Genomic DNA, 21,896 nt, shown 5'->3' with positions numbered 1-21,896 from the left:
ATCGGAACTGAGAATGGCCAATAACGACGAACTGGTTTTCCTGCCGCTGGGCGGCGTGGGTGAAATCGGCATGAACCTCGCATTGTACGGCTATGGTCCGCCGTCCAATCGCCAGTGGATCATGGTCGACTGCGGCGTGACATTCGCCGGGCCGGATCTGCCGGGTGTCGATCTCGTGCTGCCCGATATCAGTTTCATCAAGAAGCAGAAGAAGAACCTCAAGGGCATCATCATCACCCATGCCCATGAAGACCATTACGGTGCACTGAACGATCTGTGGCCAGGCCTCAATGTGCCTGTCTATGCCTCGCGCTTCACGGCCGGCATGCTCGAAGCCAAGCGCGACTATGAGGGCTCGCGCGCCGAGATCCCGATCACGCCCTTCAAGCAGGGCGACCGGATCAATGTTGGCCCGTTCGAAATTGAAGCGATCGGCGTGAACCACTCGATCCCTGAGCCGATGTCGCTCGTCATCCGCACGCCGCTCGGCAATCTCATCCATACGGGTGACTGGAAAATCGACCACAATCCCTCGCTCGGCCCACTGACCGACGAAGAGCGCTTCCGTGCCGTCGGCGACGAGGGCGTGCTGGCGATGTTCTGCGATTCGACCAATGCCATGCGTGATGGTGTTTCGCCCTCCGAGGAGGAGGTTTCGGCAGGTTTGCAGAAGATCATCGAAGCTGCGGAAGGCCGTGTGGCAATCACCACCTTTTCCTCGAATGTCGGTCGTATCCGCTCGATCGCCCAGGCGGCGGAAGCGGCCGGCCGCGAAGTCCTGCTGCTCGGCAGTTCGCTGAAGCGCGTAACGGCGGTCGCCGATGACATCGGCATCATGCAGGGCATCAAGCCCTTCATTGCCGAAGACGAATATGGTTTCATCCCGCGCGACAAGATCGTCGTTATCCTCACCGGTAGCCAGGGCGAGCCGCGCGCAGCACTCGCCAAGCTCTCGCGTGACGAGATGCGCAACGTGGCGCTGACGAAAGGCGACACGGTCGTGTTCTCCTCGCGCGCCATTCCAGGCAACGAGAAAGCCATCCTCGAAATCAAGAACGGTCTGATCGAGCAGGGCGTCCACATCGTCACCGACAGTGACGCACTTGTCCACGTTTCGGGCCATCCGCGCCGCAACGAACTGCTCAAGATGTACGAGTGGGTCCGTCCGCAGATCCTCGTGCCCGTTCATGGTGAGGCCGCCCATCTGGTCGCCCAGAAGGAACTGGCGCTTCAGGCCGGCATCCCGACCGTACCGCGTGTCCGCAATGGCGACATGCTGCGCATCGCGCCGGGCCCTGCCGAAGTCATCGATCAGGCACCCTTCGGCCGCGTCTACAAGGACGGCAAACTCGTCGGCGACATCGAGGAAATGGGTATCGCCGATCGCAAGAAGCTCTCCTATGTCGGCCATGTTGCCGTCAGTGTGCTTCTCGACAGTCGCTTCGATTTCCTTGGTGATCCCGATGTCGTGGCTTTCGGCCTTCCGGAAGTCGACCATGAGGGAGAACTGATGGAGGATACGCTTTACGATGCCGTTCTCGGAGCGGTGGAAAGCATTCCGCGCAGCCGTCGCAAGGATCTCGATACTGTTCGCGAGTCCATCCGCCGCGCGGTGCGCTCGACTGCCAACGAAGTCTGGGGCAAGAAGCCGATCGTCACGGTGTTCCTGACCAAAGTCTGAGGGACGAGGCGGGCAGGGATGACCTAATCTTTGCCCGCAACGACTGGAGGAAGACATGCTCGGCCGCGTCAATCACATCGCCATCGCCGTTCCGGATCTCACGGCCGCGACCGCGAGTTATCGTGATACGCTCGGCGCCAAGGTGTCCCAGGCACAGGCGCTTCCCGAGCATGGTGTGACCGTCGTTTTCGTCGAACTCGAGAACACCAAGGTCGAACTTCTCGAACCGCTTGGCGAGAATTCGCCGATTGCTGCCTTCCTTGAGAAGGCTCCCTCGGGCGGCATGCACCACATCTGCTACGAGGTCGCCGATATCCTTGCCGCCCGCGACCAGCTCTCAGCAACCGGAGCTCGTGTACTCGGCAGTGGCGAGCCGAAGATCGGCGCCCATGGCAAGCCGGTCCTGTTTCTGCATCCCAAGGATTTCTTCGGCACCCTGATCGAGCTCGAACAGGTCTGAGGCCCATTCACGAACCGATGAAGTCTTGTTGATCGCGGCTCGGACGGGCCTGCGACGCTTTTGTCTTTGTGCCCGGGAGCTTCCGCGATTATAGGGAGAGAAAGAGCGGCGCAGGCGTAACGTTTGGCGCCATCTCATGTCTGGAGCGAAACATCATGGCGATCCTGTCGGGACTGGCGGTCTATTTTGTGATCTGGTGGCTGGTGCTGTTTGCGGTGCTGCCTATCGGCCTTCGCACCCAGGACGAGGATCAGAACGTCGTGCCGGGAACCGTGGCCAGTGCTCCCACCCGCTTCCGCGCGGCGCGCATCTTCCTGACCACTTCCATCGTCTCTGCACTGATCTATGGCGCCTGGTATGTCGCCGGCACTTATTTTGGCATCAGCTTCAACGATCTGCCGGTCATCATGCCGGGCGTTGAGCCGCAAGGCTGATCGGCGCCTCTCATCGCGCCCATTCCGTCGACTAGGCAAAAAAAAACAAGGTCAAAAGACCTTGTTCGAAGCTTCGCGTGATCCTTCACCAATTAAGGGGCTGCGAACGGGCGCGCCTAGATCTGATCCTCCCAAGACTTGACCGCGAGTGTGGCAAAGATTTGTACTCCCTGCCTCTTTTATGGGCTGAACCTAGCCCAATCAGTGACCCTTGTCACCCCTGAATCTTGCAGATTTGTTACACCCATCCAAAAAAAATTCCTCATGTCGCTTTGTCGCATAAGCGTCATGGAATGATCTGATTTTCAGGTTTCGACGTCGCAATCACGTGTCCCCTGCGCGACCCAATGGCGCGCTTGAGGTGCCGGCTGTGGGCGAGGGCAGCGAACGGCGCTTGCGGGTTTTCTTCTCATGTCCAACCGGCTATGAACGCTTCCTGACATCCCGTTTCAATCGCTGATTCCGCCTGATTTGGCGGCATCGATAACCATCTGGAATTCGTTATGCGTCTGTCGCGCTACTTCATGCCGATCCTGAAGGAAAACCCCAAGGAAGCCGAGATCGTTTCCCACCGCCTGATGCTGCGGACGGGCATGATCCGCCAGCAGAGCCAGGGGATCTATTCCTGGCTGCCGCTCGGCAAGCGCGTGCTCGACAAGGTCAACGCCATCATCCGCGAAGAGCAGAACCGCGCCGGCGCCATCGAACTCTCCATGCCGACACTGCAGTCGGCCGAGCTCTGGCAGGAAAGCGGTCGTTACGAGGATTACGGCAAGGAAATGCTGCGCATTCGCGACCGGCAGGACCGTCCGATGCTCTATGGCCCGACCAATGAGGAAATGATCACCGACATCTTCCGCTCGTCGGTCAAGTCCTACAAGAGCCTGCCGCTCAACCTGTATCACATCCAGCTGAAGTTCCGCGACGAGATCCGTCCGCGCTTCGGCACCATGCGCTCGCGCGAATTCCTGATGAAGGATGCCTATTCCTTCGACCTGACCCAGGCCGACGCGATCCATTCCTATAACAAGATGTTCGTCGCTTACCTGCGCACCTTCGATCGCCTCGGTCTGCGCGCCATCCCTATGCGCGCCGACACCGGCCCAATCGGCGGCAATCACAGTCACGAATTCATCATTCTGGCCGACACCGGCGAATCTGAAGTCTATTGCCACAAGAGCTTCGTCGATTTCGACATTCCGGCTGCCGACACCGATTTCGACAGCGTCGATGGCCTGCAGTCCGTTTTTGACAAGTGGACCTCGGTTTACGCCGCCACCTCCGAAATGCATGACGAAGCCGCCTTTGACGCCATCGGCGAGAATGATCGTCTCTCGGCGCGCGGCATCGAGGTCGGTCACATCTTCTATTTCGGCACCAAATATTCCGAGCCAATGGGCGCCAAGGTGCAAGGGCCCGACGGCAAGGAGCATCTTGTCCACATGGGTTCCTACGGTATCGGCCCGACGCGCCTTGTTCCGGCCATCATCGAAGCCTCGCATGACGAGAACGGAATCATCTGGCCGGCTTCGGTCGCGCCCTTCGATGCTGTTGTCATCAACATGAAGCCGGGTGACGAGGCTTGCGACACGACCTGCGACCGCCTCTACGTCGCGCTGCAGAATGCTGGCAAGGACGTGCTCTACGACGACACCGACGATCGTGCAGGCACGAAGTTCGCGACCGCCGATCTGATCGGCGTGCCGGTCCAGGTCATTGCGGGCCCGCGTGCCGTTGCTGCCGGCGAAGTCGAGCTCAAGGACCGCAAGACCGGTGCCCGTGAGACGCTGACGATCGAAGCGGCGATCAACAAGCTGACGGCCTGAGGCAAAAGCCTTACGCCGAACCAAGGTCGGGTCTTGAGACTTGATCCCGAGGCAAGGAGAAACCATGGCGACGACGGCCGTTGGCAAAGAGACGGTGGACACGGACAAGGCCGCATCAGCGCGCGCCTTTTCCGGCTTTGAACGCATGGTGGCCTGGCGCTATCTGCGCGCCCGGCGCAAGGAAGCCTTCATTTCCGTCATTGCCGGCTTCTCCTTCATCGGCATAATGCTCGGTGTGGCGACGCTGATCATCGTCATGGCGGTCATGAACGGCTTCCGCACCGAACTCGTCTCGCGCATTCTCGGCATCAATGGCCACATGATCGTTCAAGCCGTCGATCAGCCGCTGACCGATTATGCGGGGCTTGCCGAGCGCTTTGCTGCCGTTCCGGGCGTCACCATGGCGCTGCCGCTGGTTGAAGGCCAGACGCTTGCCTCGGGTCGCCAGGGCGCTGGCACGGGTGCGCTGGTGCGCGGCATCCGTCCGGATGACCTGACCAAGCTCACCGTCGTCTCCTCCAATATCCGACAGGGCGACATGGTCGGCTTTGCCACGGGGCAGGGTGTGCTGATCGGCTCGCGCATGGCAGCACAACTGGGCTTGTCCGCCGGTGATACGATTACGCTGGTTTCGCCCGAAGGCGACATCACGCCGCTCGGCGTCAATCCGCGCGTGAAGTCCTACCCCGTTGCGGCCATCTTCGAGATCGGCATGTCGGAATATGATGCGTCGATCATCTATATGCCGCTTGAGGAATCGCAGCTCTATTTCAACGTCGAAGGCATCGTGCAGTCGATCGAGCTCTTCATTTCGGATCCTGACGCAGTCGACGAACTGCGCCCGCTGATCGAGGAAGCCGCCGGCCGCCAGATCTTCCTGACCGACTGGCGCCAGCGCAACCAGACCTTCTTCTCGGCGCTCCAGGTCGAGCGCAATGTCATGTTCATGATCCTGACGCTGATCGTTCTCGTGGCGGCACTCAACATCATCTCCGGTCTGATCATGCTGGTGAAGGACAAGGCGAGCGACATCGCGATCCTGCGCACCATGGGCGCGACATCGGGCGCCATCATGCGCATCTTCTTCATGACGGGTGCAGCGATCGGCACGGCCGGCACGCTTGCCGGCGTCGTGATGGGTGTGGTCGTGTGTCTCAACATCGAAAGCATCCGCCAGTTCTTCTCCTGGGTGTCGGGAACGATGCTCTTCGATCCCGAGCTTTATTTCCTGAGCCAGCTGCCGGCGGACATGAATGCAAGTGAGACCATCTCGGTGGTCATCATGGCGCTCAGCCTGTCCTTCATGGCCACCATCTTCCCGGCCTGGCGGGCCTCGCGCCTGGATCCTGTCCAGGCCCTGCGTTACGAATGAGGATGCCAAAATCAATGGCAAAAGACGTGGTTCTCTCGCTTGCCGGCATCGATCGCCATTACGGTCAGGGCGAAACAGTGCTCTCGATCCTGAAAGGTGCGGACTTTACCTTGCGCACTGGCGAGACCGTGGCGCTGGTCGCCCCGTCGGGCACCGGCAAGTCTACGCTTCTGCATGTTGCCGGGCTTCTTGAGCACCCCGATGGCGGCGACGTGACGGTTGGCGGCGTTGCCTGCCAGGAACTGGGCGACGAGCAGCGCACCGCAATTCGCCGAAAGTCGATCGGCTTCGTCTATCAGTTCCACCATCTGCTGCCTGAATTCACCGCGCTGGAAAACGTGATGATGCCGCAGCTGATCGCCGGACTCACCAAGCCGGAGGCCGCCGAACGCGCCAAGCAGCTTCTCGACTATATGCGTGTCGGCAATCGCGCCGATCACCGCCCGGCCGAACTCTCCGGCGGCGAACAGCAGCGCGTGGCGATCGCCCGCGCAGTCGCCAACGCACCGCTGGTGCTGCTTGCCGACGAACCGACCGGCAACCTCGATCCCGAGACGGCAAGTTATGTCTTCTCGGCGCTCGAAGCACTGGTCCGCCAGTCTGGTTTGTCAGCGATGATTGCGACCCACAATCACGACATCGCCCGCCGGATGGACCGCTGCGTCACCCTGGTCGATGGCAAGGTCGTCGAACTCCAGGTCTGACCTCTCTCCAGTTTCTGTCTTCTTTCCGGATGGCCGTGCGCCTCGGTGGAATTTGTTCCGCCGAGGTTGCGGTTTTTTTAGGTTGACATTGGAACAAGAGCGGAACAAAATAAAAACATAAAGGGACAAGGAGACAGAAATGACCGAAATTCTTCGTGACGTTGCTGCATTTGCCTCGATGGCCGTTTTCGTATCCAGCATGGCGCTGCTGATGATGGCGCTCTGATACTGCGGGCGGCAAAGCTGGTGAGGAAGGCTTTGCCGCCCGACTTCCTTCTGGACTTCGTGAGCCTGAAAGCCGAAAATCCCGACCGATTCAGAAATCAGGGAATGAAGCGGTATGGGCGAGGACAGCGTCGACAGGCAGGCGTCCGGTGGACTGGGTGATGGCCCGGGTTTCGTGCACTTGCGGGTGCATTCTGCCTATTCGCTGCTTGAGGGCGCTCTGCCGCTCAAGAAGATCCTTGGCAAAGCTGTCGCCGACGACCAGCCGGCGATCGCGATCACTGACACAAACAATCTTTTCGTTGCGCTCGAGTTTTCCCAGAAGGCGCTCGGCGATGGCATCCAGCCGATCATCGGCTGCCAGCTGTCGATCGACATGGAAGATTCGACCGGCGAGAAGCGCGGCGGTAATGGCCATATGCCGGATCTGCCGTCGGTTGTGGTCCTGGCCTCCGACGCTGACGGCTATGAGCGCCTCGTGGATCTCGTCAGCCGGGCCTATCTCGGCGGCGACGCGGGGCAGCCGACCCATGTAAAGCTTTCCTGGCTCGAAGAGAGCGGCACCGAGGGCCTGATCCTGTTGACGGGCGCCGGTGGCGGGCCGGTCGATCGTATCCTCAAAGACGGTCACAAGACCCAGGCCGAAAGCCGCCTCGTCGCATTGAAGCACCTGTTCGGCGATCGCCTTTATGTCGAACTGCAGCGCCATGGCGACTATGATCGCACGCATGAGCGGCGCATGGTCCAGCTCGCCTATGAGCATGATCTGCCGCTGGTCGCGACCAACGAGGCTTTCTTCCCGGCCCGCGACGATTACGATGCCCATGACGCCCTGATGGCGGTCGCTCACAATGCCATCGTCTCGAACGACGACCGCTTCCGCCTGACCCCCGATCATTATCTGAAGAGCCGGGCGGACATGATGAAGCTCTTCGCCGACCTGCCGGAAGCGCTGGAGAATTCCGTCGAGATCGCCCGTCGCTGCTGCTTCGTTCTCGATACCCGCAAGCCCATCTTGCCGCGCTTTACCGGTGGCAGCGACGATCCAGAAGAAGCCGAACGAGAGGAAGCACTCGAGCTGCGCCGTCAGGCGGAGGAGGGGCTCGACCAGCGTCTGGCAGCCCTCGGCATGGCGCCGGGCTACGAGGAAAAGGATTATCGTGACCGGCTGGAGTTCGAACTCTCGGTCATCGAACGCATGAAGTTCCCAGGCTACTTCCTGATCGTTTCGGACTTCATCAAATGGGCGAAACAGCATGACATCCCGGTCGGCCCGGGCCGTGGTTCGGGTGCGGGCTCGCTCGTCGCCTATGCCCTGACCATCACCGACGTCGATCCCTTGCGCTTCTCGCTGCTCTTCGAACGCTTCCTCAACCCGGAACGCGTCTCGATGCCCGACTTCGACATCGACTTCTGTCAGGAGCGCCGCGAAGAGGTCATTCGCTACGTTCAGCGCAAGTATGGTCGCGAGCAGGTGGGCCAGATCATCACCTTTGGTTCGCTGCAGGCGCGTGCGGCGCTCCGCGACGTCGGCCGCGTGCTGGAAATGCCCTATGGCCAGGTCGACAAGATCTGCAAGCTGGTGCCGAACAATCCTGCCAATCCGACGCCGCTCTCAAAGGCGATCGAGGAGGAGCCCAAGCTTCAAGAGGCTGCCGAGGAGGAGCCCGTGGTCGCGCGGCTTCTTGAGATAGCCCAGAAGATCGAGGGTCTCTACCGCCACGCCTCGACCCACGCTGCCGGTATCGTCATCGGCGATCGCCCGCTGTCGAAGCTGGTGCCGATGTACCGCGATCCGCGCTCCGACATGCCGGTCACCCAGTTCAACATGAAATGGGTCGAACAGGCCGGTCTCGTTAAGTTCGACTTCCTCGGCCTGAAGACGCTGACTGTCCTGAAGACGGCTGTCGATTTCGTCGAGGAGCAGCGTGGCCACAAGGTCGATCTCGCGGCCATCCCGCTCGATGACACCTTGACCTACGAAATGCTCTCGCGTGGTGAAACGGTCGGCGTGTTCCAGGTAGAAAGTGCCGGCATGCGCAAGGCCCTCATCGGCATGCGCCCCGACTGCATCGAGGACATCATCGCCCTCGTCGCGCTTTATCGTCCGGGCCCGATGGAAAACATCCCGGTCTACAATGCCCGCAAGCATGGCGAAGAGGAGATCGCCTCGATCCATCCCAAGATCGACTATCTGCTCAAGGAAACCCAGGGCGTTATCGTCTACCAGGAACAGGTCATGCAGATCGCGCAGGTCCTGTCGGGCTACTCGCTCGGCGAAGCTGACCTTTTGCGCCGCGCCATGGGTAAGAAGATCAAGGCGGAGATGGACCAGCAGTCGGTCCGTTTCGTCGACGGCGCGATGAAGAATGGGGTCTCCAAGCCACAGGCGAACAACATCTTCGAACTGTTGGCAAAATTCGCCAACTACGGCTTCAACAAGTCGCACGCCGCAGCCTACGCCATCGTCTCCTATCAGACGGCCTACATGAAGGCGCATTATCCGGTCGAGTTCCTCGCGGCATCGATGACGCTCGATATGTCGAACACCGAAAAGCTCGTCGACTTCCGCCAGGATGCCGGCCGCCTCGGCATCGAAGTCGTGCCGCCTTCTGTTCAGACTTCCTATCGTCACTTCCAGACCGGGCCGAACCGCATCTACTACGCGCTCGCCGCACTCAAGGGTGTCGGTGAAGGCGCCGTCGATCACATCGTTGAGGTCCGAGGCGACAAGCCTTTCGACAGCATCGAGGATTTCTGCCTCAGGATCGATCCGAAACAGATCAACCGCCGTGTCTTTGAAAGCCTGATCGCCGCCGGTGCCTTCGACTGCTTCGGTCGCGACCGCGCCGAACTCGTCGGCAGCATCGATCGCATCATGGGTTATGCCCAGCGGGCCCAGGAAAATGCCGTCAGCGGCCAGTCCGACATGTTCGGCTCCGGCGGCGCAAGCGGGCCCGAACGGATCGCCTTTGCACCCTATACGCCCTGGCTTTCCTCGGAAAAGCTGATGCGGGAATTCCAGGTGCTCGGCTTCTATCTCTCCGCTCACCCCCTCGACGCGTACAGAGACCTGCTCGACAAACTGCGCGTCCAGAATTTCGCGGATTTCTCGGTTGCCGTAAAGCAGGGCGCCTCCGCCGGCCGGCTCGCCGGCACCGTCATTTCCCGTCAGGAGCGCAAGACCCGCACTGGCAACAAGATGGGCATCGTCACCTTCTCGGATGCCTCGGGCCAGTATGAAGCGGTTCTCTTCTCGGAAGGTCTCAACCAGTATCGCGACCTGCTCGAGGCCGGCAAGTCGCTGGTGCTGACTGTGCAGGCGGAAGAGCGCCCCGAGGGCATCGGCCTGCGCATCCAGACGGCGCAGTCGCTCGAAGAACAGTCGATCCGCATGCAGAAGGCGATGCGCGTTTTCGTCCGGGATTCCGGTCCCTTGCGCGCCGTCGCTGCACATCTGAACGCAAGGGGCGACGGCCTTGTCTCCTTCATCGTGATCAAGGATGAAGGCCAGCGTGAAATCGAGGTAGAACTGACGGAGCGCTTCCGCATCTCCCCGGAGATCGCCGCCGCCATGCGCTCGACGCCCGGCGTGCTCGACGTAGAACTGGTCTGATCGTCAGGCCCGCGGCTTCGAACGTGTCACGGTGATGAAGTCCGTCCCGTCGCCGGTCTCCGGGCCGATGCCGGTATCCGAGATGGTGATCGAGGATCCCTCGCTCAGCATGGTTTCGATGCGGGCGCGCACGTCGTCCGGGATGACGATGCGCGACAGCGCCGCCTCGGCCGAGAAGATCGACTTGTCGTCCGCCGGGGTGACGATGCCAAGACGCTTCTGCGTCGATGCAGGAAGGTGGTCATCGAGCGTCACGCCACGCCATTCGGCCTTCCGCTTGTAGCGATCGACAGCAGTCGCTTCGATGAAATGGGTGCCAAGCGCCTTCTCTGGCTCCCGGATGTTGACGGGGGCTGAAAAGAGTGGCGCGAATTTCTGCCGGATCATCAGCTGGCCCGTCGGCGGGTGGTCCTCGCCGGCCTGCATATAGAGCGTCCCGAGAAAAGTCTCAGACAGGATCTGTGCGTCCTTTGCTATCTCATGCTTCTCCTTGAACGCCTTGACCGCCGCAATGGTCCGCGTGCCGAGCAAGCCATCGGAAACGCCGGCATCGAAGCCGAGCGTGCCGAGAAGCCGCTGGACGTCGGACACGACGTCGCGCTGGGTGCGTCGTGTAATCAGGATACGCAGCGGAGGTGGTTCCTCGATCGTCACCTTTGTCTCGGCACCGCTGCGCGGTGGAACTGCGTTCATGGCCACTTCGACGGGGCCCAGCCCCGCCTCGACACGTCCGGGCCTGAGCTCTACGTCCGACAGCAGCCCGCCATCGTCAACCGGGAGGCGCGGCGTGAACAGATTGGCGTGGGTGATGGACTTTGGCGCTATGGCATCGTCGGTGATGATCACATGCGCGCCGCGCTCGGTCATGGAAAAGAGCGTCTTGGCGAAGCCGTTCGGCAGGCGCACGCAACCATGCGAGGCCGGATAGCCGGGCAGCTTGCCCTCGTGCAACGCGATGCCCGACCAGGTCAGACGTTGCATGAAGGGCATGGGCGCGTTCGAATAGAGGTTGGACTCGTGATACTTGCGCTTCTCCAGGATCGAGAAGATCCCCGATGGCGTGGTATGTCCGGGCTTGCCGGTCGAGACTTTTGTCGTCGCCACCACCTCGTCACCGTCGTAGACGGTCAGCGTCTGTTCCGCCTTTGAGATATAGATCTGGAGCGGACCATCGGCGGCAAGCGCCGTGCTGGACATGAGAGACAGGCTGACGGCGAGGGCGAAACGCTGAAACATGGTCGACCATTTGAAACGCAATACACAAGCAATCGCAGTGTAAGCGACGATGTTTAAGAAAAGTTTCGCGAAAAGCCGTTGCGTTGCTACTCACGCGGCTGTGATCGTGTTTCCACACTTGTCACGAGCTGTGACTTGTTCACGGGGTGGCTGTCTGCCGCGGTCGCAGTTGCGGTGAGACGACCACGAGCAGCAGGGCCGCAAGCGGCAGGGAAAAGGCATGGCCGATATGCTTGAAGCCGAGAGCACCGACGAGGCCGCCGACGAAGAACATGCCAACGATGGGCAGCAGGATGCCGAGCTTGCGGCTGTCCGTTGCAAGCGGTGGATGATCGAGGAGCCGGACGATCCGGCCATAGGCGAGCTTGCCGAATTCGATGCCGACATCGGTAATCATGCCGGTCAGGTGGGTGGTGCGGATGCGGGCGCCGGAAATCTTGGTGATCGTCGCATTCTGGAGGCCCATCACGAAGCAGAGGAGAAGGGCCGTCACCGCTGCGGCTGAAGCCGCCGGCACGACGGCGCCGATCCCGGCAAAGGCGATCAGCAGGCCGGATTCGAGCGCCAGCGGATAGGCATATTGCTGTCGGCGCGCATGGCGCCGGGCCCAGTTGATAAGGACTGCCGAGCAGGCAGCGCCGAGCGTGAAGCTGACGAGAAGTGCGATGCCAGCGCCGACCAGCCCGAAAAGCCCGAGTGCCAGATTGTCGGCAATCGCGGAGACGATGCCGGTCATGTGCGAGGTGTAGTGACCGATGGCAAGGAAGCCGCCGGCATTCATCGCGCCCGCGACAAAAGCCAGGATTGTGCCGAGCAGCAGGTCGTTAGGCCGCGTGCGGCGATGGGCGGCGGCAAACCGCAAGAGCCGCATGTATCCGCCCTGGCGCCCTGGGAGCCGGCTGTGATCCGTGATGATGGAGGGTGCCTGCGCCACGTAGTCGCCTATCGTTTGGACGGGAAAGTGTAACCCGTCTGAACCGTACCCTTGCCGAACTTGTCGCGCAATTTGTCCATCGCCGCCTCTGCCGCTGCCCGCCTTGCTGCCTGGGCATCAACGAGGTCAGGCGGGTCGGCAAGCATTGGATCCTGCAGATCGCTGACGCCGATGCCGATCAGCCGGAATCGCGTTCCATCCGTTTCCTTCTCCAGCAGCGACATGCCGGTGCGGAAGATCCGATCGGCCAGCTGGGTGGGGTCATCCAGCCGTCGATTGCGCGTTCTGAGCTTGAAATCGGCCGTCTTGAGCTTCAAGACGACGGTCTGCCCGGCGATCTCGTGTCGCTTCAGCCGCCAGGCGACCTTTTCGGACAAGGCACGCAGATGCACCACGAGCTCGTCGAGCCGGTGAATGTCGTCGAAGAAGGTCGTCTCGGCCGAGACGCTCTTGGCCGGGTCGTTCGGATGCACCGTCCGCTCGTCGATGCCGCGGGACAGACGCGCCAGACGCTGTCCCATCGAGCCATAGCGGCGCATGAGATCGCTCTCGTCCATCACCTGCAGCTGGCCGATGGTTCGGATGCCGTCGGCCTGTAGCGTTGTGGCAAGTGCCTTTCCGACACCCCAGATCATCGTGACCGGCTTGTCGGCAAGGAAGGAGACCGCCTCGGCCTCGCCGATGACGGAGAAACCGCGCGGCTTCTGCAGGTCGGAAGCGACCTTGGCGAGGAACTTGCAGTAGGACAGCCCGACGGAAACGGTAATGCCGATCTCCTGCTCGATGCGTCGGGCAAGCCTTGCCAGCACCCGGGCCGGCGGATCGTGATGCAGCAGTTCGGTGCCTCGCAGATCGAGAAAGGCCTCGTCGATCGAAATCGGCTGCACGAGCGGTGTCAGCTCCTCCATCATTGCCCGGATTTCGCGACCGACACGGGAATACTTCTCCATGTCGGGCTTGATGACCACGGCCTGCGGACAGGCTTCGAGAGCCTTGAACATCGGCATGGCAGACCGCACCCCATGGATGCGTGCGACGTAGCAGGCGGTGGAGACGACCCCGCGCTTGCCGCCGCCGATGATCACGGGCTTGTCGATCAGCTCCGGATTGTCGCGCTTCTCCACCGAGGCGTAGAAAGCATCACAATCGATATGGGCGATCGACAAGTCGTAGAGTTCGGAATGGTAGACGAGCCTCGGGCTGCCGCAGGAACGACAGCGCCGTGCACCCTCTGCCTGCCCGGTCAGGCAGTCACGACAAAAGCCAGGGTGATCAGGAGCAGCGCGCGTCATGGCCAGAACAAAGGTTGAACATTCCCACCATAGGCCGCGCTGCGAATGCAGGCAAGGGCGGCAAGGCCGGGACGAGCGGTTGTCGTTCGGTTAGCCCGCGAAATGCGATCGGATCAGCTCGGACGCCTCCGGCCAGGTGCCGACACGCCGGACCGTTTCGGGTGGCTCGGGTGCGAAGCGGAAGATTTCGAGCGGTGGCGGAAGATAGATCAAAAGGCAGTCTGGCACGTGCTGGCCGACCGAGTGCAGATTGTGCACCATGTCGTCGACGAAGGCGACGGGCAGGGGCCTTTCCCCTTGCAACGCCGCTACCATCGGCCCCTTGGCCTCTTCCGTTGCAATCATTGGAAAGGTCAGTGTCAGCTGGTCGAGCAGCCGTCGCCGCACCTCGGCGTGGCGAGGCGGCATGGCAGTGAGGAACACAAGATCGGCATTCTGGCCGAGCGCATGAAGGCTGTCGACCGCATCGGCAAACGGCGTCTGCCAGCGCTCCTGCTCGACGAAGAAATCATCGATCAACGCCTTGACGGCTGGCGCTTCGATCACGCTTTCATCGGCGCCGGTGACGATGTTGCCGGTCAGCTTGAAGGAGCGCGGCAACAGCCTGTGGCCGCGGCTCTGCAGGAAGGCCTCGAACGGTGCGGCGAACTGCAGGACGACATCATCGACATCGCAGACGATCAAAGGCCTGTCCGTCAGGCGGATGTGGTCGAGATCCGTCAGCATCAGAAATCGGCCGAATCGAAGCTCGGACCCGCATATCGGTGATAGGCCTCGACCACCGTTTCAGGCTTGGTGTCCGTCGCGGTGCAGAATTCCATCAGCGTCGGTTCGTGCTGCATCAGAAACTCTAGCATGCCGGCGAGAAAGGCCGGGTCGCCGACCGCCTGGCGAAGCTGTGTCGGCTGTACGCCAGACAATGCGAGGAAACGCGACAGCATCTCCGGTTCATTTGCCAACCAGCCAAGCACGGCAACCGCAGTGGCTTCGGCATCGGCAGGTATATCTCTGTTTTTCATAAAGTCTTTTCCTCTTGCCCTGGCAAATTACCGATTTCGAAACCAAATAGCACTAGCATGTTCGCTGACGGAAGACGCAACTCGCGCTGGGTCCGGTGTTCCGGACTGACTGAATGCGCGAGACAAAGGACCGGGTGAATGCCGAAAAAAGTGATGATTGTCGAAGACAACGAGCTCAACATGAAGCTCTTCCGCGATCTGATCGAGGCATCCGGCTATGAGACAGTGCAGACCCGCAACGGCATGGAAGCCATGGATCTCGCGCGGCGCCACCGCCCGGATCTGATCTTGATGGACATCCAGTTGCCGGAGGTCTCAGGACTTGAAGTGACCAAGTGGCTGAAGGACGATCCCGAGCTCCACGTGATCCCTGTGATTGCCGTAACGGCATTCGCCATGAAGGGCGATGAGGAGCGGATCCGGCAGGGTGGCTGTGAAGCCTATGTCTCCAAACCCATCTCGGTCCCCAAGTTTATCGAGACGATCAAGACCTATCTCGGAGATGCGTGAGGACTGACAGCCATGACTGCCCGTATTCTGGTCGTCGATGATATTCCTGCCAACGTCAAGCTGCTCGAAGCGCGGCTGATGGCGGAGTATTTCGACGTGCTGACGGCAAGCAATGGCCGTGATGCGCTGGATATCTGCGATCGCACCCAGGTCGACGTCATCCTCCTCGACATCATGATGCCGGAGATGGACGGATTCGAGGTCTGCGAGCGGCTGAAGTCCAACCCGCGTACGGCGCATATCCCGGTCGTCATGGTCACTGCCCTCGATCAGCCTTCTGATCGTGTCCGCGGTCTGCAGGCCGGTGCCGACGATTTCCTGACGAAGCCGGTCAACGACCTGCAGCTCATCTCCCGGGTGAAGAGCCTGGTGCGCTTGAAGACGCTGACGGACGAGCTGCGCATCCGCCACGACACGACCCGTGAGGCCGGCATCGGTGATGTCTTCAGGCTCCAGGAGGGGCGCCTCGAAGAGCAGGCGCAGGTTCTGCTCGTCGACAGCCGCGGTGCCTCCCAGGAGCGCATTATCAAGGCGCTGAAGCCGATTGCCGAAGTCAGCGCCATGTCAGACCCGCAGGCGGCGGTGTTCGAGGCGGCTGAAAACGCCTTCGATCTGGTCATCGTCAACAGCAATCTCGAAGACTACGACCCCTTGCGTCTCTGCTCGCAGATCCGTTCGCTGGAACGCACCCGCTTCATTCCGATTCTCCTGATCACGGAGCAGGGGGATGAGCAGATGATCATCCGGGCGCTTGATCTCGGCGTGAACGACTACATCGTGCGCCCGCTCGATCCCAACGAAATGATCGCCCGCACGCTGACACAGGTTCGCCGCAAGCGCTTCAACGATCGCCTGCGCAACAGTGTGCGTCAGACGATCGAACTTGCCGTCACCGATGGGCTCACGGGCCTCCACAATCGCCGCTATCTCGATACGCATCTGCGCACACTGTTCGCCCGCGCCAAGGTGCGTGGTCGGCCGCTGACGCTATGCATCACCGATATCGACCGCTTCAAGCAGGTGAACGATGTCTACGGGCACGATGCCGGCGACGAAGTGCTGAAGGAGTTTGCCGGCCGGATCCGCTCGACCGTGCGGGGAGCCGATCTTGCCTGCCGTTTTGGCGGCGAGGAATTCGTCGTCGTGATGCCCGACACACCGGCGGAAGTCGCCGCAACCGTTGCCGAGAGGCTGCGTGGCATGATCGAGGCACGGCCCTTCCAGCTTCGATCGGGTGAGACCCCTCTGATGCTGACAGCATCCATGGGCATTGCCACGATCGGTCCCGGTATCGAAACGCCCGAGCAGCTTCTGAAGCAGGCCGACCGGGCTCTCTATGAAGCGAAGAACTCCGGTCGCAACCGCGTCGTGGGCGCTGCTGCTTGACCCCAGGGCCCAAGGGCAGTGACAAATTCTCAAGTTTCGACCGTCGCCCTGAAAGATCTTCACAGCTTTTTCAATTGCCGCCATCCTTGGCATGCCGGGTAAATCTTGCTGACTTTTTGAGCAGTTACAAAACGACTTATTTTTAGCAGCCCGAATAGTATTGAGGCTGATCCTGCCAATGGCGCCCGACTGGATCGAGAATGTGCTTACTCGGTTTTGTATTTAATTGAATATTAGGTTCCGCTGTCGCTGACTGATCTCACCCGCTCAAGTCAGTCTCTGTGATCTTTCACAACTAAGCTTGAGAACATCCGAAATGTGTCTGCGGTATTCTCAAGTCTCAATGTGTGTAGAACTGACTATCACCTGTGAATCGCAAGTTCATCTGAGCCTAATTTAACCATAAAGCAGCGAAGCCCGGGTAAGCAGTTAATAATCTGTTGATTTTTGTCTCTACTTGAGAGAACTTGCAGCCATCGGACAAGACCCCTTCGGAGGTCATCAATACCCCATGATGCTCAGGTCCGCCGCATCTCCTGGGTCGTGGGGTCGGTCGGTTGGTATGCAACGTCAAAAACGGTTCCTCGTGCCGTGTTGTGTGCCGGCCGACCCCCTAATAGGACACCGGCTTCCGCAAGGAAGCCGGTGTTTTTCGTTTGGCGATATGCCTGGAGCAGGTGGCATCACTGCAAAAGAAAAAGGCGTGTCGCAGAATGCGACACGCCTTTTTTGAGAAGCCCTCGATCAAGTCTTACTTGATCTTGGTTTCCTTGAACTCGACATGCTTCTTAGCAACCGGGTCGTACTTGGTCTTCGTCATCTTTTCCGTCATCGTGCGGCTGTTCTTCGTGGTTACGTAGAAGAAACCCGTGTCAGCCGTCGACAGAAGCTTGATCTTGATGGTTGTAGCCTTGGCCATGGTCGTCCTGCCTCTAATAAACGAAGCCGTGGACGACCGAACGAGGCCCACGGCAAATCTGGCGCGAAACTACAAATCGCGCCCGAAAAGTCAAGTGTGTTTCGGCTTAAAAAGCAGGCGTCCCAGGGAAAGCACCACGTAGAGCGCGAAGAAGCCCGCAATTGCCCAGGCAAATCCGTCATTGCCGGTGATATCGATGGCCGCTCCTATGGCCTGAGGACCGGCGACGGTGCCGACAGCATAGCAGAAAATGAAGGCGGCATTGGCCGCCGCGAGGTCGGCGCCGGTGAGTCGCGAGCCGAGATGGCTCAGGCCGACGGTGTAGAGCCCGGCAACGCATCCGCCCCAGAACAGCAGAACGATGGCCATCAGGTGCCAGTGGCCGGACAGCCAGGGTAATGTCAGGGATCCGGCAAGCCCGACAATGGCGAGAATCGACAGAAGCAGGCGCCGGTCACGCATACGGTCGGAGAGCAACCCCAGCGGGATCTGGAAGATCATGTTGCCGACACCCATGACCGTCAGGAGAAGCGCCGCCTGCGTCTCTGTAAAGCCGCTGCGGGTGGCATAGATCGGGAAGAGGGAAAGGCCGCCGGCTTCGACCGCCCCGAAGACGAAAACGGCAACCGTCGCTGTCGGTACCAGGAAGATGTAGCGGAAGAAATGCATCTCCGGCTTTTCGCTCAGCACCGGGCTTTCGTTGCGGGCGATGTAGATCGGAATGGCGGCCGCGAGGATCGCGATGGCGCCGACCCCAAAGGGCAGGAGCCCGTCGCTCCCCAGCACGGAAAAGAGCAGGGGGCCGCAGGCAAATCCGACGGCCAGCATGGTGGCGTAGATGCCCATCACCAGGCCGCGCTTGCGCGAAGGGGCCGCCGCATTGATCCAGAACTCGGAGAGGATGAAGAGTGTCGTGGTCGCACCGTGAAACACGATGCGCAGCGGAAACCACATCCAGAACTGTTCGGCATAATAGAAGCCGATCGCGCTTACTGCCGACAGGACTACGGCCCAGAGCATGGTCGGCACGACGCCGAGCTTGTGGGCGAGCTTGGTGGTCACGGGAGCAGCCGCCATGGCGGCGATCCCGGCCATCGCCGAGTTGAGACCGATCAGCGTCGAGGAGATGCCGCGCTTTTCGAGAATGATGCTGAGCAACGGCAGGCCGAGGCCAATTGCAATGCCCACAGCCGAAATGGCTGAAATCGCTGCGAAGAGCGAGGGCCAGTGGATGTCCTCGCGATCGCCGTTCAGGCCGACATTCGTCTCAGACATCGGACACCCGGTCGCTCATGTCGCATTCCGGCCTGAGGCATGGCCGCAGGCGCGCAGGTGTCGAAATCTGTGATGGCATCGGCGCGTACCAGCTCCTGGGCATAGTCGATCGGCGCGGCATGTTCAGACTGGAAACCGCACGCCTGTCAAGCGCTTCTGATCTCACGGTACGAATCAAGACTGCGCCTCTGGGCGACGTTTAACGAAAAACCGCCACAGCCGCGTGACGGATCGATGACTCAGTCGCGGCCGTCCTTGAAGGTTTCTGGCGCGTCATCATGCCCACCGAATCCGTGCATCCGCAGTGCCCATTGCAGCCCGACCACTCCGCCTTTGATCGGCTGCAGGCAGAGCAGGGACGTAACGACGCCGATCGGTGCCCAGATGGCAAAATGCACCCAGGCAGGCAGAACGAAGACCAGATCGGTGGCCATGAAGCCGCCGACCAGGACATGGCCGAGAATGAGAATGACGAGATAGGCCGGCAGGTCGTCCGCCCGATGGTGATGATAATCCTCGCCGCAAGCCGCGCAGTTATCCACCACCTTGAGATAGCTGCGGAAGAGCTTGCCCGAGCCGCAGGACGGACATTGATTGAGCATGCCGCGCTTGATCGAGCGACCGAGCGGGCGATCGGCCTTCTCGCCGCCGCCGTACTGGATCGTTGCCTGGGTCTGGTTGCCGCTCATGTCATGCCTCCGGGGCGAAAGTGTCAACGTCGCGAGCGCGGCGGACGTGTGCCGGGCTGTTTGTGCCCGTTCCGCCGTCCTGCCTTGTGGAAGGAACGCGTCGCCACCGGCATCTTACGTCCCTCGCTCAGCATCTCGAAGCGCAGCGCGCCGGCCAGTGGCACCGCTTCAACAAGCTTGACCTCGACGATGTCGCCGAGCTGATAACCGAGCCCGGACTTCTCGCCCGTCAGGGCCTGATGCGCTTCGTCGTAGATATAGTAGTCCCGGCCCAGCGTGGAAACCGGGATGAAGCCATCTGCGCCAAATTGCGGCAGGGCGACGAAAAGGCCGGACTTGGTCACGCCCCGGATCTGTCCCTCGAACTCATCGCCGATACGCCCGGCAAGATGATGCGCGATCAAGCGGTTAACCGTGTCGCGCTCGGCCGCCATCGCGCGGCGCTCGAAGGTCGAGATCTCAGCCGCGATGTCCTCGAGGCTTGCTTCCTCGTCCGGCGTGATGCCGCCTTCGCCCAAACCAAGCGAACCCACCAGCGCCCTGTGAACGATGAGGTCGGCATAACGGCGGATCGGCGAGGTGAAGTGGGCGTATTTCATCAGGTTGAGGCCGAAATGGCCGATATTGTCGGGGCTGTAGATCGCCTGGCTCTGACTGCGCAGCACCATCTCGTTGACAATGACCTGATGCGGCGTGTCTTCGGCTTTCGCCAGAATGCCATTGAACGAGTTGGAGCGCATGTTGCCGCCCTTGACCAGCGACATGCCGAGCGTGGCGAGGAACTCCCGCAAAACTTCCTGCTTGGCGAGCGTCGGCGCGTCATGGATCCGGTAGATCAGCGCCTGCCGCTTCTTCTCCAGCGTCTCGGCAGCCGCGACGTTCGCCTGGATCATCATCTCTTCGATCAGCTTGTGCGCATCAAGCCTCTCGGGCACATGCACGCGATCGACCGTGCCGTCCTCCTTGAGGATGATCTTGCGCTCCGGCATGTCGAGCTCGAGCGGCTGGCGACGGTCACGGCCGCGCTTCATCACGGCATAGGCATGCCACAGGGGCTTCAGGATCGGCTCCAGGAGGGGCCCGGTCTTGTCGTCGGTCTTGCCGTCGATTGCCGCCTGCGCCTGCTGGTATGAGAGTTTCGCCGCGCTCTTCATCATGATGCGGTGGAAGGTATGGCTCGCCTTGCGGCCCTCATGCGAGAAGACCATGCGCACGGCAAGCGCCGGCCGGTCGACGCCCTCGCGCAGCGAGCAGAGATCGTTGGAGATCCGTTCGGGAAGCATCGGCACGACGCGATCAGGGAAATAGACGGAATTGCCGCGTTTCAGAGCTTCGCGATCCAGCGCCGATTTCGGCCGGATGTAATAGGAGACATCGGCGATGGCCACCGTCACGATCACGCCATCAGGATTGTCGGGCGAGGTGTCGAGTTCGGCATAGACGGCGTCGTCATGGTCCTTGGCGTCATGCGGGTCGATGGTGATGAGCGGCAGGTCGCGCCAGTCCTCGCGATGCGACATGGACGCGGGCTTGGCGTCCTCGGCCTCCGATATTACCGACTGCGGGAAGATATGCGGAATGCCATGGGCGTGGATCGCGATCATCGAGATCGCCTTTTCCGAGGCAACCGAGCCGACGACGTTGAGCACCTTGGCCCGCGTCAGGCCGAAACGGCTGGCACGCGCGACTTCCACCTCGACCAGATCACCATCCTTGGCCTCGCCGATGTCGCTGGCGTCGATCTGCATTTCCTCGCCGCGGCGCTCGATCGGCATCAGGCGTGCCCCACCGTCAGGCATCATCCGCACCACGCCCATCACGGCACCGACATGACGATCGAGGATCTTGATCACACGGGCGGTATAGGCTGGACCGGATCGGTCCTTGTTGGCGAAGATCTTGGCAAGCACCCGGTCGCCGAGGCCCCCAACAGGCGTCTTGCCCTTGGAACGGTCGGAACTCGACTGGCGGATCAAAACAGCTGGCGCCGCCCCACCCTCTTCGGGCCACTCGGCCGGCCTGCCGATCAGCTCACCGTCCTTGTCACGTGTCGTGATATCGAGAACCGTGACCGGGGGCAGGGCGCCGGGTCGTGTCAGGGACTTGCGGCTCTTCTGCACGAGGCCGTCTTCTTCGAGATCCTTCAGCGCCTGCTTGAGTTCGACCCGCTGCTCGCCCTTGAGCCCGAAGGCCTTGGCGATCTCGCGTTTCGAGGCGCGGTCGGGGTTGTCGGTGATGAACTGCATGAGCACTTCACGGGGAGGCACTTCCCCGTGGATGAGGGCGGTGGGGTTTTCGCTCCTCGCCTTGGCCGCACC

Annotated in this window: 18 protein-coding genes; 9 read left to right on the top strand and 9 right to left on the bottom strand. The window is 61.0% G+C overall.

What is annotated here, in order from left to right:
* Positions 1 to 13 precede the first annotated feature (13 nt).
* From BSY240_RS05345 to dnaE, 7 genes are all read left to right on the top strand, one after another.
* Positions 14 to 1,681, top strand: a complete 1,668-nt coding sequence (locus BSY240_RS05345) for a ribonuclease J (RefSeq protein WP_069041626.1) — start codon at positions 14 to 16, stop codon at positions 1,679 to 1,681.
* A 55-nt stretch (positions 1,682 to 1,736) separates the two neighbouring features.
* Positions 1,737 to 2,141: a methylmalonyl-CoA epimerase gene (gene mce, locus BSY240_RS05340; RefSeq protein WP_069041625.1), complete on the top strand. Its 405-nt coding sequence runs from the start codon at positions 1,737 to 1,739 to the stop codon at positions 2,139 to 2,141.
* A gap of 155 nt (positions 2,142 to 2,296) precedes the next feature.
* The gene (locus BSY240_RS05335; RefSeq protein WP_054150634.1) at positions 2,297 to 2,575 is read left to right on the top strand and encodes a DUF1467 family protein; all 279 of its coding nucleotides are present in this window, start codon (positions 2,297 to 2,299) and stop codon (positions 2,573 to 2,575) included.
* Between the two features lie 503 nt (positions 2,576 to 3,078).
* Positions 3,079 to 4,401 carry a proline--tRNA ligase gene (proS, locus tag BSY240_RS05330; RefSeq protein ID WP_069041624.1) on the top strand — a complete coding sequence of 441 codons (1,323 nt, stop codon included), beginning with the start codon at positions 3,079 to 3,081 and terminating at the stop codon, positions 4,399 to 4,401.
* Between the two features lie 64 nt (positions 4,402 to 4,465).
* A complete protein-coding gene (locus tag BSY240_RS05325; protein WP_054150636.1) occupies positions 4,466 to 5,773 on the top strand; it encodes a lipoprotein-releasing ABC transporter permease subunit in 1,308 nt (435 codons plus the stop codon).
* Between the two features lie 14 nt (positions 5,774 to 5,787).
* Positions 5,788 to 6,477 carry an ABC transporter ATP-binding protein gene (locus BSY240_RS05320; RefSeq protein WP_054150637.1) on the top strand — a complete coding sequence of 230 codons (690 nt, stop codon included), beginning with the start codon at positions 5,788 to 5,790 and terminating at the stop codon, positions 6,475 to 6,477.
* Positions 6,478 to 6,817: 340 nt separating this feature from the next.
* On the top strand, positions 6,818 to 10,318 hold the full coding sequence (dnaE, locus tag BSY240_RS05315; RefSeq protein WP_069041623.1) for a DNA polymerase III subunit alpha: 3,501 nt from the start codon (positions 6,818 to 6,820) through the stop codon (positions 10,316 to 10,318).
* 3 nt (positions 10,319 to 10,321) lie between these two features.
* Here the strand turns inward: dnaE and BSY240_RS05310 are convergent, their stop codons facing one another.
* From BSY240_RS05310 to BSY240_RS05290, 5 genes are all read right to left on the bottom strand, one after another.
* On the bottom strand, positions 10,322 to 11,554 hold the full coding sequence (locus BSY240_RS05310) for a L,D-transpeptidase family protein (RefSeq protein WP_069043837.1): 1,233 nt from the start codon (positions 11,552 to 11,554) through the stop codon (positions 10,322 to 10,324).
* Positions 11,555 to 11,693: 139 nt separating this feature from the next.
* Positions 11,694 to 12,425 (bottom strand): YoaK family protein, encoded by a 732-nt coding sequence (locus tag BSY240_RS05305; RefSeq protein WP_236759316.1) that lies wholly within the window; start codon positions 12,423 to 12,425, stop codon positions 11,694 to 11,696.
* Between the two features lie 71 nt (positions 12,426 to 12,496).
* The gene (locus BSY240_RS05300; RefSeq protein WP_069041621.1) at positions 12,497 to 13,780 is read right to left on the bottom strand and encodes a DNA polymerase IV; all 1,284 of its coding nucleotides are present in this window, start codon (positions 13,778 to 13,780) and stop codon (positions 12,497 to 12,499) included.
* Positions 13,781 to 13,870: 90 nt separating this feature from the next.
* Positions 13,871 to 14,506 carry a hypothetical protein gene (locus tag BSY240_RS05295; protein WP_054150642.1) on the bottom strand — a complete coding sequence of 212 codons (636 nt, stop codon included), beginning with the start codon at positions 14,504 to 14,506 and terminating at the stop codon, positions 13,871 to 13,873.
* Complete coding sequence (locus BSY240_RS05290) at positions 14,506 to 14,799, bottom strand: DUF3572 domain-containing protein (protein WP_054150643.1); 294 nt, start codon at positions 14,797 to 14,799, stop codon at positions 14,506 to 14,508. Before BSY240_RS05290 ends, BSY240_RS05295 begins: the two co-directional genes overlap by 1 nt.
* 138 nt (positions 14,800 to 14,937) lie before the next feature.
* Between BSY240_RS05290 and BSY240_RS05285 the strand changes: the two genes are divergently transcribed.
* Together BSY240_RS05285 and BSY240_RS05280 are read left to right on the top strand one after the other, a co-directional pair.
* Complete coding sequence (locus tag BSY240_RS05285) at positions 14,938 to 15,309, top strand: response regulator (RefSeq protein ID WP_054150644.1); 372 nt, start codon at positions 14,938 to 14,940, stop codon at positions 15,307 to 15,309.
* Between the two features lie 12 nt (positions 15,310 to 15,321).
* Positions 15,322 to 16,695 carry a PleD family two-component system response regulator gene (locus BSY240_RS05280; protein ID WP_069041620.1) on the top strand — a complete coding sequence of 458 codons (1,374 nt, stop codon included), beginning with the start codon at positions 15,322 to 15,324 and terminating at the stop codon, positions 16,693 to 16,695.
* Positions 16,696 to 17,446: 751 nt separating this feature from the next.
* On the opposite strand, the gene rpmG is transcribed toward BSY240_RS05280, so the two are convergent.
* From rpmG to rnr, 4 genes are all read right to left on the bottom strand, one after another.
* A complete protein-coding gene (gene rpmG / locus BSY240_RS05275) occupies positions 17,447 to 17,614 on the bottom strand; it encodes a 50S ribosomal protein L33 (RefSeq protein WP_006727600.1) in 168 nt (55 codons plus the stop codon).
* 90 nt (positions 17,615 to 17,704) lie between these two features.
* Positions 17,705 to 18,889, bottom strand: coding sequence for an MFS transporter (locus BSY240_RS05270; RefSeq protein ID WP_069041619.1), 1,185 nt, complete (start codon positions 18,887 to 18,889; stop codon positions 17,705 to 17,707).
* A gap of 239 nt (positions 18,890 to 19,128) precedes the next feature.
* A complete protein-coding gene (locus BSY240_RS05265) occupies positions 19,129 to 19,578 on the bottom strand; it encodes a DUF983 domain-containing protein (RefSeq protein ID WP_054150647.1) in 450 nt (149 codons plus the stop codon).
* 23 nt (positions 19,579 to 19,601) lie between these two features.
* Positions 19,602 to 21,824, bottom strand: coding sequence for a ribonuclease R (gene rnr / locus BSY240_RS05260; protein WP_236759356.1), 2,223 nt, complete (start codon positions 21,822 to 21,824; stop codon positions 19,602 to 19,604).
* Positions 21,825 to 21,896 lie beyond the last annotated feature (72 nt).

The organism is Agrobacterium sp. RAC06 (assembly GCF_001713475.1).
Taxonomy (GTDB): domain Bacteria; phylum Pseudomonadota; class Alphaproteobacteria; order Rhizobiales; family Rhizobiaceae; genus Allorhizobium.
Note: the sequence above shows the minus strand (reverse complement) of the source record. Positions and strands in the feature narration are given on the sequence as shown.